Source organism: Candidatus Limimorpha sp. (assembly GCF_056203535.1).
Map to the genome: position 1 here is coordinate 1 of NZ_JBADWU010000090.1, position 16,661 is coordinate 16,661.

The 16,661-nt window shown below is 40.7% G+C and carries 11 protein-coding genes; 10 read left to right on the top strand and 1 reads right to left on the bottom strand.

From position 1 onward, the window contains the following. The first annotated feature begins 386 nt into the window (after window positions 1–386). Window positions 387–1,307 (top strand): RhuM family protein, encoded by a 921-nt coding sequence (rhuM, locus tag AC06MN_RS10500; RefSeq protein WP_475672329.1) that lies wholly within the window; start codon window positions 387–389, stop codon window positions 1,305–1,307. A gap of 598 nt (window positions 1,308–1,905) precedes the next feature. On the opposite strand, the gene AC06MN_RS10505 is transcribed toward rhuM, so the two are convergent. Continuing rightward, window positions 1,906–2,517: a DUF6266 family protein gene (locus AC06MN_RS10505; RefSeq protein WP_475672330.1), complete on the bottom strand. Its 612-nt coding sequence runs from the start codon at window positions 2,515–2,517 to the stop codon at window positions 1,906–1,908. 341 nt (window positions 2,518–2,858) lie between these two features. Here AC06MN_RS10505 and AC06MN_RS10510 point away from each other — a divergent pair, with 341 nt between their 5' ends. From AC06MN_RS10510 to AC06MN_RS10550, 9 genes are all read left to right on the top strand, one after another. Further along, the gene (locus tag AC06MN_RS10510) at window positions 2,859–3,764 is read left to right on the top strand and encodes a helix-turn-helix transcriptional regulator (RefSeq protein ID WP_475672331.1); all 906 of its coding nucleotides are present in this window, start codon (window positions 2,859–2,861) and stop codon (window positions 3,762–3,764) included. Window positions 3,765–3,871: 107 nt separating this feature from the next. Further along, window positions 3,872–4,363 (top strand): hypothetical protein, encoded by a 492-nt coding sequence (locus AC06MN_RS10515; RefSeq protein WP_475672332.1) that lies wholly within the window; start codon window positions 3,872–3,874, stop codon window positions 4,361–4,363. Between the two features lie 420 nt (window positions 4,364–4,783). Then, window positions 4,784–5,956, top strand: a complete 1,173-nt coding sequence (locus tag AC06MN_RS10520) for a hypothetical protein (protein ID WP_475672333.1) — start codon at window positions 4,784–4,786, stop codon at window positions 5,954–5,956. A gap of 1 nt (window position 5,957) precedes the next feature. Then, window positions 5,958–7,616, top strand: coding sequence for an ATP-binding protein (locus AC06MN_RS10525; RefSeq protein ID WP_475672334.1), 1,659 nt, complete (start codon window positions 5,958–5,960; stop codon window positions 7,614–7,616). A 24-nt stretch (window positions 7,617–7,640) separates the two neighbouring features. Further along, window positions 7,641–9,335: an ATP-binding protein gene (locus AC06MN_RS10530; protein WP_475672335.1), complete on the top strand. Its 1,695-nt coding sequence runs from the start codon at window positions 7,641–7,643 to the stop codon at window positions 9,333–9,335. Further along, window positions 9,332–11,284 (top strand): hypothetical protein, encoded by a 1,953-nt coding sequence (locus AC06MN_RS10535; protein ID WP_475672336.1) that lies wholly within the window; start codon window positions 9,332–9,334, stop codon window positions 11,282–11,284. Before AC06MN_RS10530 ends, AC06MN_RS10535 begins: the two co-directional genes overlap by 4 nt. Before the next feature lie 6 nt (window positions 11,285–11,290). Continuing rightward, window positions 11,291–13,963, top strand: a complete 2,673-nt coding sequence (locus tag AC06MN_RS10540) for a DNA-directed RNA polymerase subunit alpha C-terminal domain-containing protein (RefSeq protein ID WP_475672337.1) — start codon at window positions 11,291–11,293, stop codon at window positions 13,961–13,963. A gap of 591 nt (window positions 13,964–14,554) precedes the next feature. Beyond that, window positions 14,555–15,484: a hypothetical protein gene (locus tag AC06MN_RS10545; protein ID WP_475672338.1), complete on the top strand. Its 930-nt coding sequence runs from the start codon at window positions 14,555–14,557 to the stop codon at window positions 15,482–15,484. 304 nt (window positions 15,485–15,788) lie between these two features. Next, window positions 15,789–16,529 carry a DUF6266 family protein gene (locus tag AC06MN_RS10550; protein ID WP_475672339.1) on the top strand — a complete coding sequence of 247 codons (741 nt, stop codon included), beginning with the start codon at window positions 15,789–15,791 and terminating at the stop codon, window positions 16,527–16,529. Window positions 16,530–16,661: the final 132 nt, after the last annotated feature.

A 16,661-nucleotide genomic window follows, 5' to 3' on the forward strand; every position in this document is an offset into this window, starting at 1 on the left:
ATTTGTTCCTTTGTAAACTTCATTTTAAGTCTGTTATTTAGAGTTTGGGCACCCTAAAGATACAGACTTTTAAGGGATTGGACTGATTGGCCAATCCCTTTTTTAGCCTCTGCGCTCAGACACACTTTTTGGGACAGTATCGGTTTTCTTTTTTCAACCACGGATCTCACTAATCCTCACGAATACGCTTTGCATCAGCAAGGCCACATTCGCTTGATTCGCCAGATTCGCGGTCTTTTCTCTGCGTCCGCTAAACACAAAATAACCAATACAAGTCGTTATAAATCAACAACAAATCCAACAGCAAACGACAACAAACGTTTAATCAACGGCTTAGTCTTGACATGTGTTGCACCTTTGCAGCGGAACAAAAACATTCACACACAATGAACGAATTATCCATACCAACATCCCAATCGGGCGAAATAGTCCTTTACCAACCCGATGAAAATATTAGTTTAGAAGTGAAACTTGTGTCAGACACCGTGTGGCTTTCCATCGACCAGATGGCACAACTATTCGGAAGGGATAGAAGTGTCATTGGCAAACATGTAAGGTCTGTTTTTAGCGAAGGCGAGTTAACCAAAGAGTCAGTTTGGGCAAATTTTGCCTATACTGCCGCTGATGGCAAAACCTACATGGTTGATTTCTATAATCTGGATATGATAATTTCAGTAGGCTACCGGGTGAAATCGAAACAAGGCATCGTGTTTCGGCAATGGGCAAACGGAGTACTCAAGGAATATCTTCTGCGCGGTTATGCTGTCAATCAACAGTTCGCTGCCATGCAACGACAGGTTGATATGCGCCTTGACGAACAGCAGAAAAGGATAATGAAAATCGAAAACCGGTTGCAATTGCAGCAGCAGCAAATCGATTTTTTCATCCGCACCAATCAGCCACCCATAGAAGGGGTCTTCTTCGAAGGCCAGATTTTTGACGCCTACCGTTTTGTGGAAGAATTGATAAAATCGGCACGGCAGGACATCGTGCTTATTGACAATTATATCGACGCATCGGTCATCGATATCTTGGGACATCGTGAAGCAGGTGTCAAGGCAGAAATCTACACGGAGACCGTCAGTGTGGCCATCAGCCATGCCGCTGCTCTCTACAACGCACAACACCCCGACATGAAAGTCGAGGTGCGAGCCTGTGCCAGCCGTTTCCACGACAGGTTTCTGATTATCGACGATGATGTGTATCATCTTGGAGCCTCCGTAAAGGACTTGGGCAAGCGGCTCTTTGCCTTCTCAAGGCTGGGTCTCGACAAAAGCATCATACTGCAGCAGCTTGGGGCAATTTGACCGCATATTAAGCTAATCAAGCGAATGTCTGCCAACCCCATTAACTACGTTGAAATGTAAATTCGGCGTAGCCAATCTTCGATTTCGCACAATTCGCCAGATTCGCGGTCTTTCCTCTGCGTCCGGCAGGAAAACTCCTACCTAAATGTAACCACGATGTTTTTTTCAACCACGAATCTCACTAATCCTCACGAATAGGGAATCCGCTTCGCGTATTCCTTGGCTTCGCCGAGGGTTTCCTTCTCTTTCTCCATGATGAGAAAGCGAAGCAATATCAGTAAGGATTTTTTGCAGGATTTTAAGTAAGGATTTTCAGAAGAATTTTGAAAAAAATCTCCATCAAAATCCTTACTGAAAATCTCCCTGAAAATCTTAACTGAAAATTGATGAGTGAACTATGGTTTTCTTTCTTTCGACCGCGAATTTTGCGAATTTAGCGAATAGGGAATCCGCTTCGCGCATTCCTTGGCTTCGCCGAGGGTCTATGAGATTATCGCTCACGTCTGGCAGGCAGGGGCTTGCGCCAGCAAGGCCCATTCGCTTGATTCGCCAGATTAGCGGTCTTTTCTCTGCGTCCGGCAGGAAGAGTTTTGCCTCTTCAGCAGCAGCCCAAATAGCAGCTGTTACTCACCTGTTTGCCCTTGGCGGCGACAAAGGTGGCATACACCAGATAATCCCCTTTCTTGAACTTGCCCAATCCCAGGCGGCATGAGCCTTGGCTGCGTGTCGCGTCGGTGAAATACGGACACACGTCGGGGCAATCGGGGTTGTAGAGCACCACCACCAGACGGTCGTCGGCATTGGCGCCGCCCGTGTGGCTGTTGTCGGTCCACGCGAGGACAAGCTCATCACCTTCCCTTTCCATACGCATGTCCTGAGGCTGTGCCAGGGTGCCACGGCTGATGAGCACCCGCTCGGCCACGACCTTCCCCTCCTCGTCGATGGCCTGTCGCATCGCCTGCGAGAGAGCCGCCTGCTGATAGTTGCTCCGTCCCACCGGCTCCACATACAGTTGCTTGAGCACCTCGGCGAGAGGCTTCAAGAAGAGCGAAGCCTGGCGCATCTTTTCACGTTGGCGCAACTGCGCCTCGGTTTTCGACTTGTTGGTAGTGATTTTCGAACGCAAGTATTGTCCGTTCTTGCCGTTCACCAAAACCACAGGACCTACCAATCCTGACAGTCTTCCCGTATTTTCATTTATCCTTGCCATGCGACATCTTTTGGTTAACTAGGGGGCAAAGATACACTTTCTTCGGAGTTTTCGCACACTTTTTTCGCCATTTCTTCGGTCATTCACCGAAGAATCACCGAAGAAACCCCGAAGAAACAGCGAAGAAACTCACTAGTTGGTGCGAAGAAAAAGACTCGGAAACCGCCAGGTGCCCCTTGGGAAAGAAAAAAACGCCATAAATTTTGCGTTTTCGGCAGAATTATCTATCTTTGTGGCAGTTAGGAAGCATTTTCGCCTTATGCGGCAAGATGCCAACCCTATGATTCAAAGACAAGTAGTATTTTTTCTTTTTCAGGCGTCTGATAAACAACAGCAAGGTCATGGACAACAACGACAACCCAAAAATCATCAAGGAGCTGAACCTGATACAGATTCTGGCATCGAGCAACGCCTATAGCGTGAAGGAGCTTTCGGAACTGCTTGACGCATCGCCATCGAGCGTCTACCGTTACCTCGACGACCTCAGGAAGGCGCGGCTCGTCGTCGTCATGGAGAACCAGCGTTACCGTCTGCCTTCGAAGGACAAGCAATACCTCAACAACATACTGCGCCTCAGCGAGGAGGAGGCTCATGTGCTCTACCAGTCGATCGATGCCATCCATGGCGACACGCTTTTCAAGGAGAACCTGCGCAGCAAGCTAAGCCTACTGTTCGACAGCCTTGGGTTGCCCGAGTGTACCATCAAGACGAAGAACGCTGCCAATGTGAGTGCCATCGTGAGCGCCATCAAGGAGCACCGTCAGGTGGTCTTCCACGACTACGCCTCCACCAACTCGCAGTCGGTGCGTGACCGGCATGTGGAGCCTTTTGGCTTCACGGCAAACTATGCCGAGGTGTGGTGCTACGACCTCGACGACGGCCTGAACAAGACCTTCAAGACGGCACGAATCGGCAAGGCCGAGGTGCTTGACGTCCCGTGGGCGCATGGCCGCAGCCACCGCATGGGGCACACCGATGTGTTCCGCATGACGGGCTACGACCGCCACCATGTGCGGCTGCGCCTGGGTGTGATGGCCTACAGCCTGCTCATCGAGGAGTATCCGCTTGCCGAGCGCAACACGCAGCCCCTCGACGCCACCCACTGGCTCCTCGACACCTTCGTGGCCGACTACCGTGGCGTAGGTCGTTTCGTCATCGGGCTGGCCAGCGACATCGAGATTGTGGACAGCCCCGAACTCGTCAGCTATATCAAAGACTACATTGCCAAGAACCTAGTCAACATATAACACCTTTATAATGAGTGGGCTGGAAACGCTCCTGTCCTCTCAATAATTTTGAAAAATCCGAAACAATAAAAAGAAGTTGCGCCCGACACGGATTTAGGGCTAACAAAATGAAAAGCTTAGTATCATTCCTCCTCGGCGCCTTGCTCGCCACCGTTTTCTGGTTCTTCATGGGCTATCTGCAAGTGGATGGCGACAAAATGGACAAGCTGCTGCACCACGACGAGGTTGTCACCGAAGAACTATTCGGCGATACCGAACCTGCTGAAGAGGTTGCGGCTCAGCCTGAGCCGGAAAAGGCAGCACCTACCGCCCAGCCCAGCATCGTGGGCCGCTGGCGCATCGCCGACCCTGTCGGCCATGAAGAACGCGAAAGGATGTTGCAGTTTGACGAATATGGCATCTTTAAGCATTATACTCTCACATCTGTCGGTCACTCCTGGGATTATAACTATATCGTTGAAGGCGATGTCTTGAAATATGGTTCTGGTAATAATTGCAACAATTCACTTCAATTCAAGACAAGCACGGTTAACGGCAAGGATTACCTCGAAATCTACAATAGCACAAGCTTCGGCGGGAAGTGGGTCAGGAGCAAGTAAGTACAAGTTCCTTTTAACTCTGCGTTTCTATTTTAATACGGTTGAGTTATTTATCTTTTTGAGGCCGTTTAACCTGCTCAACAAGCCCTGACACAAACGACTGATTTCATATCTAACTATTCTTCTTTCCAAACAAAAAAGGGACAAAAAGACAAAACCATTCTATACACACAACTGAGTCCATATAAAGGAGTATTTCGATCTACTCCATTAATGCAACGGCCCAAAAACAAATATGAATATACCACTCTTTCCACACTTCTCAACAAATATTCTATTGTAACAAATACGATCAATTTTGAATCAAATAACCAATGCGAATTAATACAACAATAAATTCTCGTTTTTTAGAGAAAAATCCATCGTGACACTCAAAATTTCTTTTATTTTTGCCACGCGTTAGGCATATAAAATATTACCATGGGACGAATACTGAATTATATTGAAAAAAACGGGAACGGGGTTTATCACTGCTACCAAACCCAAAAAGTATTCTTAGAAACGACTGATTTCGATATACTTAATTATGACGACAAGCCCGTTACTACCATAAAGTCAAGTAAATTTGCAGAGACAGATCCATCACGAGTTCAGACAGTGACAATCAGGGATAATCTAATGAAAAAGACTCGTCCTATTTTCTCGTTTTTTTTAGATGGATCTCGCAGAACCTATAAGGTTGACGACATTTCAATTGGGAAAAAAATATTCCCATTCTTAGCAGGCCAAATTGTTGTAGGATGTTGCGAAAGGATCGATAGGGATACTTTTAAACCATTTAGATTATGCCGGGATTTGGTCATGGCTCTCCCTGACGATTTTGATTATGACGATGAGGGGGAGAATTTTTGCAGGTTATATTGCGAAAAGATTAACGACGAAATCAGCCATCTGTCTTTCGTCGATTCGGCAAATCTCTCCTTTAGTAAAATTCTACTTTACAACACTGACAAAATAGACTCTCATTCCACAAACAGCAAGGATAGTTATAAAAACAGAGCCGTTTCTGCAATTCAAACTCAAATGACCGACAAAGAGCAAGAATTAGTTGCACAACTATGCGCCGAGAACAGACTTGACTCAACTCATTATTTGATAAAAGATGGTTCTTTGGAATATAACCCTGACAGACAAAGAACGGATGAAGAAAAAATAAAATATCGTCAAAATTTCCGTTATGTAATTGGAGTTTCCAAAAGCTTTGACCCAGAACTCATTCCCGATTTTGAAGGGCACAAACTATCCCGTACCATTGCTGGATTGAAACCTCACGAAAGGACAAAGGTTTATCGATACAAATCCGAATTTAACGGAGAAGAATATGCAGTTTGGTATCTCCGACTCAGAAATAGCAATTTTAGAGAAACGAATTTTTCTGACATCATTAAATGCGAAATGGTTATCTTAAACGAGGGGGATTTTATCCCAACAGATCTTGTAGATGTCATTTCTGCAAATCTTATCAACGAAGCCTTCCCTGTGTGCTATGGCGCAGACAGCAGATGGGCCAATCATTTATATCCCGTATATTTAACTGAAACATTTTGCAAGTCTAAATACTACAACACCGAAATAATTCTAAACCTGTTTTAATATGGAAAAAGTAATAGGAAAAGTTTCTGCAACCGAAAAGTGTCCATCAACAATTGATGACTTTTATTTTTGGACTGATAAAAAGCAGATATTAAGTCCATTTGACATTGTGAAAGTACACCACGAAGGGGATTCTGTCTCATTTGGAGTAGTCGAAGAAATCAACCATATCACAGATGCTCCAAGCCACTTTACAAGTTATATTTCAAGTGATTTTGGCGACATCAACGAGACTATTGGGAATATGAACAGATTAGGAATGAATTATGTTAAAGCTCGTGTTGTTGGCAATACGAAAAACATTTACACCCCTGTATTAAATGGGCAGCAAGTTTCATTATGCAACGAAAACGACATCAAGCAAGCTCTTGGTTTATCAGAAGAAGATGTAAAAAACCCTTTAGTATGCGGTTATCTTCAGATGTATCAAGGTGAAGAGCAAATCAAAGTTAAAGTTGTATTGAATTCTCATTTTTTAATCGGTCCAGATGGTGCTCACATGAATATTTCTGGAATATCAGGTCTCGCAGCTAAAACATCATATTCCATGTTCCTCCTTAGAGCCATCCAAAGCAAATTTAAATTAGATGGTGGAGAGACTGCCGCCTTTGTGTTTTTCAATGTAAAAGGACGTGATTTGATGGCAATTGACGAACCCAACACAGAATTGAGCGAACATGACAAGAAAATATACGAAAGCCTTGGACTATCTGATCAGCCTTTTGAAAACGTTCACTATTACTATCCATACAGCAAGACCGACATGGCGAAAGTTCAGTCATACGCCGATCCAAACGATGTTGAAGCTCAAAAAGCCAGAGGTGTCGCCAGAACATACAAATTCACCTTTGGGGAAAACCAAGACAAATTGGATTTACTATTAGCAAATGAAGATGACAGTTCTGGAACCTTAGAAAGTTGTGTAAATTACATCATCAACCAAGAAGGCGGATTTAGTGGAATTGACAAATGGGAGACTCTAAAATCCGAAGTTGATAGATGCACAAAAACAGGAAGCAACGGAGGAACCAAAAATGAAATCCAAGTTGCTAGTTGGAGAAAATTCAAAAGATGTATTTCTAAAGCATTGTCTAATGACGTATTTGCAAAAAACACCGTTAAAGATGAAGTTGAACTGTGTGATGAAATACAAAACAACCTAAAAGCAAATCAGGTTATGGTAATAGATATCGCTCGTCTTGATGAAAACACACAAAGTTTTGTTTTCGGAAGTGTTGCAAGAGCAATCTATGATTTAAAACTTGGCGCCGACAGAAGTGACATCCCGAACAAGGTAATTTTGTTTGTTGACGAGTTAAATAAATATGCATCAAATGACATTCCCAAGAACTCTCCAATCCTACGTCAACTACTTGACATTGCAGAAAGAGGGAGATCTCTTGGAATCATTATGTTTTCTGTGGAGCAATTCAGAAGTGCCATTCACGATAGAGTCAAAGGAAATTGTGCAACCCAAGCTTATGGCAGAACAAATGCCATAGAAGTATCCAAAGCAGATTATAAATATATCCCGAAAACATATCAAAACATGATGACACGTCTTTCCCCCGGCGAATATATCATTTCAAACCCCGCATTACGTTCTTTGGTGAATATTAAATTTCCAAGACCAGCATACAAGCAATTCCCTAATGGTTAAACTCAATAAATAAACAATTAAAATATGTCAACCGAATACACTCCCCAAATTAAGAAAAACATCTTAAAACAGTTGATGTTTTCCATGTATTCTGATGCAAAAATAATGTACAGAGAATATGTGCAGAATGCTTTTGACTCTATTAATGAAGCTGTTGAGCAAAAACTATTGACACAAACCAAAGATGGCTTTGTGGACATCAAAATCAATAAAGCCGAAAATCGTGTTACCATCACAGACAACGGAACTGGTATTAAAGCAGAAAAAGCAGAATCTGTGTTGTTAGATGTTTCAAGCAACAATAAAGACGGAATTCATCAAGCAGGTTATTTCGGGATCGGCAGACTTGTAGGTGCTGGCTTTTGCCATAAATTGATATTCAAAACTAGCTATTATGGAGAAAGCGTTGCTACAAAAATCGAACTTGACATAGATTTAGCCACAAAACTATTTAATGATGACGAAGACTACCAAGCTTCTTATGTCTTAGGAGAAATTGCAACGAAATCCATTACTGAAGAGCAACCCGACAAACACTATTTTTCAGTTACATTAGACCAAATCAAAGAAGGTTATTCCGATTTGCTTGAAGAAAATGAAATTATTAACTATTTAAACACAGTTGCCCCTGTTGAATATGGCGACGCATTTAATAGTATTATTATTTCCTCAAGCACAGAAAACAATTTAGAGTTCAAACAACGGATGGGATCCATAAAAACGGCCCAGATAGTTGTTAATGTAACTCGCAGAATACAAAAGCAATACGGATTAAAGGTTGTTGGAACCAACGATGAAATTGAAGGATTAGAATTTTTTACAATTAAGGATCCGAATTATGGAGAACTAGCATGGGGGTGGTATGCTCTGACCAAATATACCATACAGATTCCTTCAAGTGACAATTTGGCTGGAATCAGACTAAGGAAACACAATATTCAAATTGGAAACCAAGATATTCTGACAGGAAGAAACTTCTGGTCCGAAGATCGAGGCAATTCATACTTTTATGGAGAGTTATTCATTACTCATGATGATTTGCGTCCTAATTCCGCCCGTGACGGTCTCATGGATACTCCCGTAAAGAGGGCATTCATAGTCCAGCTGAAATCTCAATTTAGCGAGCTGTCTAAAATGTACAAAAAAGCAAACGAAGCAAAAACATGTATCAAAAGCATCAAAGAAGGGATCGAGATGATTCACTATAGAAATCAAATCACTCCAGAGGCTAATGACAAAATATCCAACAAGGGCATTGACAAATTCAAAAAACTGTTGAGGATAGAAGGTCCTGTTCATGATGTTGTAGAGCTTTATGTGAACGATTTTCAAACTGCAAAACAAGAAGCCGAAGATTTGATTGCTGATATTAACAGCATTCAACCACAAATACCTTCTACACCACAGACACCCCAATCACCAACGTCTTCTACACCACAAATACCTTCTACGCCACAGACACCCCAATCACCAACGTCTCCTACACCACAAACACCTTCTACACCTCAGACACCAACGCATCCTACGCCACAGACGCCAACTGATTTATTCAAACAACTTGAAGGAATATTAGACAAAAACGAAATCTGGTTTTTAAGAAGAATATTTAGGTCTCTGAATAATAATTGTCCTCAAAACGAGCGAGACTTGGCACTTATCGAACAATTAAAAAAACTAGTGGTCAAAGATTTAGTTAACGAAGCAAAAGTTATCAAATGACAAAGAAGGTATTACTCATAGAACCAAATTACTCAAACAAATTTCCCCCAATTGGTTTGATGAAAATTTCCACCTATTATAAACAACTAGGCGGTTGGGAAGTCACTTTTTATAAAGGGGATTTGAAACTATTTGTAATTGACAGAATAACTGATGAATGCATTGACAAGCTAAACTATATTGACGACACAATAGATTGGTCCCTGCGAAAAGATGAAATCTTTCAATTCATTAGGACAAGGAAGCGAGAGCATTTAGAAGCTATTAAAACAAACGAATCCGAGATGGACATTTTGATTTCTTCCAAAATCATTGAGTCTAAAGATTACTATTGGAAAGGCAAATGGAAACAAAATCCCGAATGGGACAGAATAGCAATAACCACATTATTTACATTTTATTGGGACATTACTATTGAAACAATAAATTTTGCAAAACAGCTTGTAAAAAGAGAAGAGGACATAATGGTTGGTGGTGTATTAGCATCCATTCAGACAGCGGAACTAAGAAAAGAGGTCGGACCTAGAATTAATATTAAACAAGGAATATTATGTACGCCGGGCGAACTGGATCCTGGCGACGACAAAATCATTGACAATCTACCATTAGATTATTCAATTTTGGATGAAATCGAATACCAATATCCGATGTCCAATGCTTTTTATGGCTACACAACAAGAGGATGCATACGTCATTGTCCATTTTGTGCTGTACCAATATTAGAGCCAAAATACAACCCATACATTCCTCTAAAGGAAAGAATTGATCAAGTTAGAGAAATATTTGGAGACCAGAAGGACTTACTCTTGATGGACAATAATGTTTTAGCATCTGAAAACTTCGATGACATTATTGACGACATTATTTCTTCCGGATTTGCTCGTAATGCAAAATTCATCCAGCCAAACATGCTAGAAATAGCTATTAGGAACCTAAAAAAAGGCATCAATGACAGGGCTTACATTCGCAAATCACAATCGATAATTGCCGAGTTTTGCAAAGGACTCAAAGGTGATGAATCGTATATGGTATATAAGGTCATGGACAAATATCATATCGGGAAACTATCAACATCAAAAAAAAGCAACCTTATTGCTGCGTATGAAGAAATAAAAGATTTATATCAGAAACATCATCGCCCTATTGCGAAACAAAGATTCGTAGACTTCAACCAGGGTGTTGATGCACGGCTTTTCACCAAAGAGAAAGCCGAGCTTCTATCAAAAATAGCCATAAAGCCTTTAAGGATTGCTTTTGACAACATCAAAACATTCCCAGAATACAACCAAGCATTGCGTTGGAGCGCCGAAGCAGGAATAAAAAATTTCTCAAATTACTTATTATACAATTTCACCGACGAACCAATTGACTTATATAAACGATTAAAAATAAATGTTGAATTGTGTGATGAACTAAATGTTAACATCTACTCATTCCCAATGAAATACCATCCATTGAAACAAGGGAAAGATGATGTTGAAGATTATTCCCACAATAGAGACTACATAGGTACGCACTGGAATCGTAAATATATCAGAGCAATTCAAGCTATTTTAAACAGCACAAAAGGCAAAGTTGGTAGAGGCAAGGATTTCTTTTTGGAAGCATTTGGTTCAACCGAAGAAGAATACTATGAATTGTTAGAAATGCCAGAAACCTTCATCCTTTACCGTTTCTTTTTTAAATGGTTGGATGAGAAAGGTTACAAAGGCACAAATCACTGGAGAGAATGCTGGCACAAATGCAAAAAAGAGTTATCGACAAAAGAATGGACAGATGTATTATCAATAATCCATTCTAACATATTCACTGAAGAAAATGTCGGAAAAGCATCCTCCCCCTTGGTAAAAGAATTGCTTTCCTACTACACCAATTATAGATCTGACATCATTACTCCCGGGAAAAGTCTCTTCTCATTAAAACAAGAATACGATTCATTAACAAAATAAGGCCAAATGACCATTACCAGATTTACAACTATTTCTGAAATCTACGAAGACGGATTGATTTCCATCAGGGCCTTCCATTGTTGTCAAGCCCAAAAAATAAGAACCGTTGAAGATTTATACTTTTTCAATAAGGAATATTCACTTTGTAAAATCAGAAATTGCGGCAAAAAGACAATTTCCGAACTTGAACTAATATTGACACTTATAGCTGAAGAGCAAAACTTTATTGAATCGCCAAAAGAGGGTTCTCCATTAGATCAAAATCAAGAACAAGTTTCTTGGGGGAAGTTAATGCTTCAGGATTTATACGACAGTGGTAGAATTTCCGCCAGAGCATTCAACTGTTGTTTTTATAATGGAATAAGATCAACAAGTGATCTAAAACGATTTAAAACTCAGTTTGGCTCATTCCTTAAACTCAGAAATTGCGGAAAAAAGACCATTAATGAATTGGAAACTATTTTGCTTTTTGAAAAAGAAATAGAGGATTTGAAGAAAAATGAATTAGACAATATCTTCAAGGACTTACCAGTTTCCATAAGAAATATAATTATTGAAGAATTCAATAAAAAGCCAATCGAAACATCCGAAAGTAAAAAATGTATAAGGTATAGAGAAATTCTCAATACACCAAACGAGTTTTATAATATTATCCTAAACTACAATTCAAATTTCTTGGATTTTTATTATTCGATTGCTGAGGAAAAAGTTCAGCACAATCTATTTAAATTACTAAATTCAATCTGTATTGAATTGAAGGCAGCAGAACTGGAAAACACCAATACTTATGATTTGTTTAATTCATGCAAAATATTACTTTCGTGTATAAATGCCGAATTTGCGCAAGAGCTTGACGAGCCTCAACATTTATCTTCCATAAAAATTGATATAATTGCAAACCATTTCAAAAACGAGGCCGCATTTCTTTCAGAAAGGGCAAAAAGAGTCCAACAAAAGTATTTTCCAACATACGACCAATGTATACCATATTTCGGGTGGTCAAAAGAAAAGTTTTGCAAAACCATATTTAGCTACCGCAATATGAAAAAAACCTCCGATGAATTGTTCCTATTCATTCAAAATTTCAAAAAAATATTCTATGAATATGTAGCAATGACTGACGAGGAAGCGATTTCAAAGAGTGTAGCAAATAGATTTCCTTTTTTGCTGAAGATGCAATGCCGTTTCGCCTTTGAATTCAACATCCAATATGGGCATTACCCAATGTTCTATATTACTACCCAATATTTGGCGAATTCGGAAGAAAAAGATGACAAATTGTTTTCATTATTATACGGAATTTCCGATGGATATTCAAAAACTCTTGATGAAATTGCGAAATTAATTGGTTGCACCAGGGAACGCACCCGTCAGATAATTTCAAATTGCAAATTTGGAGGAATTGCCAATTCCTCGGAATGGAAGAAGTATGACACTGCTGGAATTAAAATCGTTACTTCTGACGACATTTTTTTCACCAACATACTAAAAACGGAGAAAATAGACATCTCATTTGACGCTTTTGCTGGGATTTGCAAAAGAATGTTCCCCTTTTCAATCAAGAAAACAAACGGGAAAAAATACTTAATATTAAACGAATTAAACAAATCATATATTCTTACTGCTGCTTTTCGCTCAATTGAACGACTGAAAATCACAAAGTACTCAGAAGATTATTACTACAACATTGAGAATTTTGTCCAAAACATCCCTATTAGGAAAAGCCGAGTCAGAAAAGACTTTATTGAACTTATTGCCATTTTAGTCCAAAAAGCTTTCCATCTTGAGGTTGATGAGAAAATGAATATAATATTCCCAAAAAACAAAATCGATTATGGGAAAGAACTTTTTCAAATTTTAAAAGACCGGGGAATTCCTATGAATCTTGAAGAATTATTTGAAGCAATAAAACTTAAAATCCCAGAAACAAAATACGACAACCCACAACAACTAAGGCCTATAATTCTCATTAACAAGAACATAAAAGCAATCGGAAAAAGTTCGACTTATGGATTAACCGAATGGGAGCACATAAACTTTGGTTGTATTCGTGACATTATTGTTCAGACTTTAAACGACAGTGAAACTCCAGTTCACATTGATATAATCATGGAGCAAATTAACATACACTATCCTAACACAAACAAGAAGAACGTCATGTCAAACCTTTATGAAGGACAGGATGTATTCATCTCTTTTATTCATGGATATTATGGCTTAGTAGGGAAAAAATATGGAGAGGAATATATTCTCACTGAGGATTCCTGCCGGCAAACCTTTGAGGAAAGATTTGCACAACTTGTTAGTTTTGTTCAAACATATGAAAGATTACCCAATTCTTCAGGTGGTCAAGAAGAATCATCTCTATTTCGCTGGATGTCAAGAGTTATAAATGGATCCACATCGGCCACCGAAGAGCAAATATCAAGATTCAACGCTTATATTGATGCAAACAAAAACATTCCTCAAAATGGTCTAGAATATGATTTTTTGATTAGTTGCAGACGATACCTGGAATATGTTGAAGAACAATATCAACTTCCTACCGTGTCAAGCAATCCAAAATTATATAATTGGTTTAAACAGCAAAAATATAAATATTTTGATTTGCTCGGAAATAGAAAAATGTATTTCGACGATCTCTTAAATGAACTTAGGGCATTAGAATTTGATGTTTAATTGTCTACAGTTAGTCCACCTTGTATCAACGACAGCAATCTATTAACAAAGACATGCCATTTGCTTGTACATACAGGATTGTCCCGTATTTGGCACAATAGCATATACTGAATTATCATTTGTCCCCCTTCCAACAGTTCCGCTCGACACGGACCTGAACTGATATTTACATCGATTCTTTCCATTTTAAGCAGAACTCATCATACGGACAAAATCACCTCGAAATGCTGAACGGCAACAACAACCTGATGCAAAAACGAAGATTCGAGAATCTTTCTGCCTTCATCCTGCCATGCCAAAAAAAATTTTTGTGCAAAAAAAACGCAAAAAACATACAACAACTTACTCAATAGCAAAACATAAAAACTTATCAACAGCCCCTTGTTGATAAAAAAAGGACGGAAAAAGTTTTTTTTCATTTTCCTTGTGCGCAATTATTTGTATTTTTGCATAGATACATGCAACATTTTTTAATAACATAATCATCTAATAATAAACTTAATAGAGATATAATTTATAATCATATACAAATTACAAAAAAAGGATAATGTTCCGTTACAAATTAAAAACCGAATAATAACATACATAAAAATGATACTGATTTTCGACACCCAAGACAAAGCCCTATCCCAGGAAAAGGTAGATGTGGATTTCTACCTCGAAATGGACCCATTGATGGATAAGATCTACGACATACTCATAGATGCACTATGCTACAGCACGACATTCAAGGCCGGTCATCTGTTCAAAATGGCTTTTGCAATATGCGCCTACATCTTGAAGAACAAACACCCCGAAGAGCACATTGCCGAGATGATAGAGATGTTGAACAACATGAGCAATGAAGAGATACGGAGCCTGATTCTTGCGACAGTATGGGTGCTGCTCAGCCTCTACCGCTCACCCGACAAACGCACCGACGACAAGATAAGGAGAATAACAAACCTGATGGAAAGAGCGCTTGAGGATAATGATTCAAGACAGGTAAAGCATTTGGTTTATCTTGCCAATGAATATGTCGACACAAGGAAATATGCCAACCTCGACTTCACCTCGCACGAAGGCTTCATCATCGAATCGGACGCACCGCCAAAAGTCAGCATCGGCAACGGAAACAACGAAAAACTGCTTGAATGTGCCGAAAAGGCCAAGCGACGACTGCAAATCCTTTCCGGCATATCACCCAAAACCCTTACATCATATATGGAACAAGATGAGTTCAACAATCTCGTCGATTATGTGAAACACTTTGTAATTTTCGGCGAAATTCCCAACGACATACGGAAAATCAATGCAAATGTCAGCAACAAGCAGTTCATCTGCTACACCTTCCATTGCATCTTTGAAGATTTGCAGGGCAGCGAGGCTAATCACAAAGCTGACGAATGGGTTGGCCTGATGTTTGCCATTTTCAGTAATTTTGATACCGTGCTTCCCAAAACATTCATCAGCAAGTTCAGCGAAAAGCCCAAAGACTACGATGAAACCGTAGCCACAATTGAGAAGAATCTTGCCAGTTGAGGTTTGGGACTCCAGTGGTGAGTGAATGGTGACTCATGGTGAACGACATCACCGAGGTCACCATTTTCCATATCAACACATTGATTATCAATACCGAAAAATCCCCTTGAAGTTAGTTTGCACTAACTATTGCGCACCATATTGTCACTGTACTAAAATTGCCGAAAAATTTGAAAGCAATGGTAGTACAACTCATCAACAGAACAAGATCACCCCCCACACAGGGCCAACAGTCCTGGAAGCAATGGCATTGCCAGAAAGGAGGGGGAAAAACGATAAATCATAAATAATAATGTGTAATAAAATGGAAACAAAACCCAACAACAACAACCGCTGCAACAGCAGCAAAAAAGAAAACAACATTAATAATAACAAGCCAAAAAACGTAATCATCATGGCAATTGTGAACAAAGGAATCCTTGACGGATTTTCGGGAGCCGTCGGCACAGTAGTCGGCTCGAAATGGAATGGGCGCAACGTCATGCGCAGCCGTGCCACAGAAGTGAAGGACGCGAACACCGAAGAGCAGGTGAAACAGCGCAACTTCTTCAAGGAGTTGGGCAAGGCCACCCGCGGCATCAGCAAAGAGATGCTGAGGGCACTCTACCCCACTTCGGAGATAGGCTTGTCGCGTCGCAACCTGCTGTCGCGTCAGCTTGCCGCCTGTGCGGTAGTTGAAGACGACACCAAGACGCTCGACTTCAGCCGCATCATAGGCATAGGCAACGGTCCCGAAGGAGCCGGCAGCCTGCAGTCGGCCACGGTCATCGACGCCACCGCCGTCACCCTGCCTTGGGACGTGAGCGAGATTGAATACGATGCCGGCAACTCGAACGCCATCATCGTATTGTTCAACCAGACCCACAAGGCCGTCACCTTGGTCAATACCAACGTGTTGGTCGAAGCGGGAACCGCCACCCTCAACCTGAAGGGCTTCGCCCATGCCGACGACCAGCTCTACTACTACGCTACGGTAGCCACCATAGGCAAAGTATCCACCCGCGGTTTCGGTTCGTTCATCATCAAGACCCGCGCCGAGAAATAAGCATCGTTTCACGGCAACCCTCCCTGTGAGGGACTCTTAGCAAGGCGCTTCGCATGAAGTGCCTTTTTCGTTTAGGAACAGGCAATATTTCACATAACCTTCAAAACTCCAGCAAAACCTTTTTGGCAGAGG

Excerpts from the sequence above, each read along its gene's own strand:
- rhuM (WP_475672329.1), top strand. The coding sequence starts at position 387 with ATGAACGAATTATCCATACCAACATCCCAATCGGGCGAAATAGTCCTT.
- AC06MN_RS10505 (WP_475672330.1), bottom strand. The coding sequence starts at position 2,517 with ATGGCAAGGATAAATGAAAATACGGGAAGACTGTCAGGATTGGTAGGT.
- AC06MN_RS10510 (WP_475672331.1), top strand. The coding sequence starts at position 2,859 with ATGGACAACAACGACAACCCAAAAATCATCAAGGAGCTGAACCTGATA.
- AC06MN_RS10515 (WP_475672332.1), top strand. The coding sequence starts at position 3,872 with ATGAAAAGCTTAGTATCATTCCTCCTCGGCGCCTTGCTCGCCACCGTT.
- AC06MN_RS10520 (WP_475672333.1), top strand. The coding sequence starts at position 4,784 with ATGGGACGAATACTGAATTATATTGAAAAAAACGGGAACGGGGTTTAT.
- AC06MN_RS10525 (WP_475672334.1), top strand. The coding sequence starts at position 5,958 with ATGGAAAAAGTAATAGGAAAAGTTTCTGCAACCGAAAAGTGTCCATCA.
- AC06MN_RS10530 (WP_475672335.1), top strand. The coding sequence starts at position 7,641 with ATGTCAACCGAATACACTCCCCAAATTAAGAAAAACATCTTAAAACAG.
- AC06MN_RS10535 (WP_475672336.1), top strand. The coding sequence starts at position 9,332 with ATGACAAAGAAGGTATTACTCATAGAACCAAATTACTCAAACAAATTT.
- AC06MN_RS10540 (WP_475672337.1), top strand. The coding sequence starts at position 11,291 with ATGACCATTACCAGATTTACAACTATTTCTGAAATCTACGAAGACGGA.
- AC06MN_RS10545 (WP_475672338.1), top strand. The coding sequence starts at position 14,555 with ATGATACTGATTTTCGACACCCAAGACAAAGCCCTATCCCAGGAAAAG.
- AC06MN_RS10550 (WP_475672339.1), top strand. The coding sequence starts at position 15,789 with ATGGAAACAAAACCCAACAACAACAACCGCTGCAACAGCAGCAAAAAA.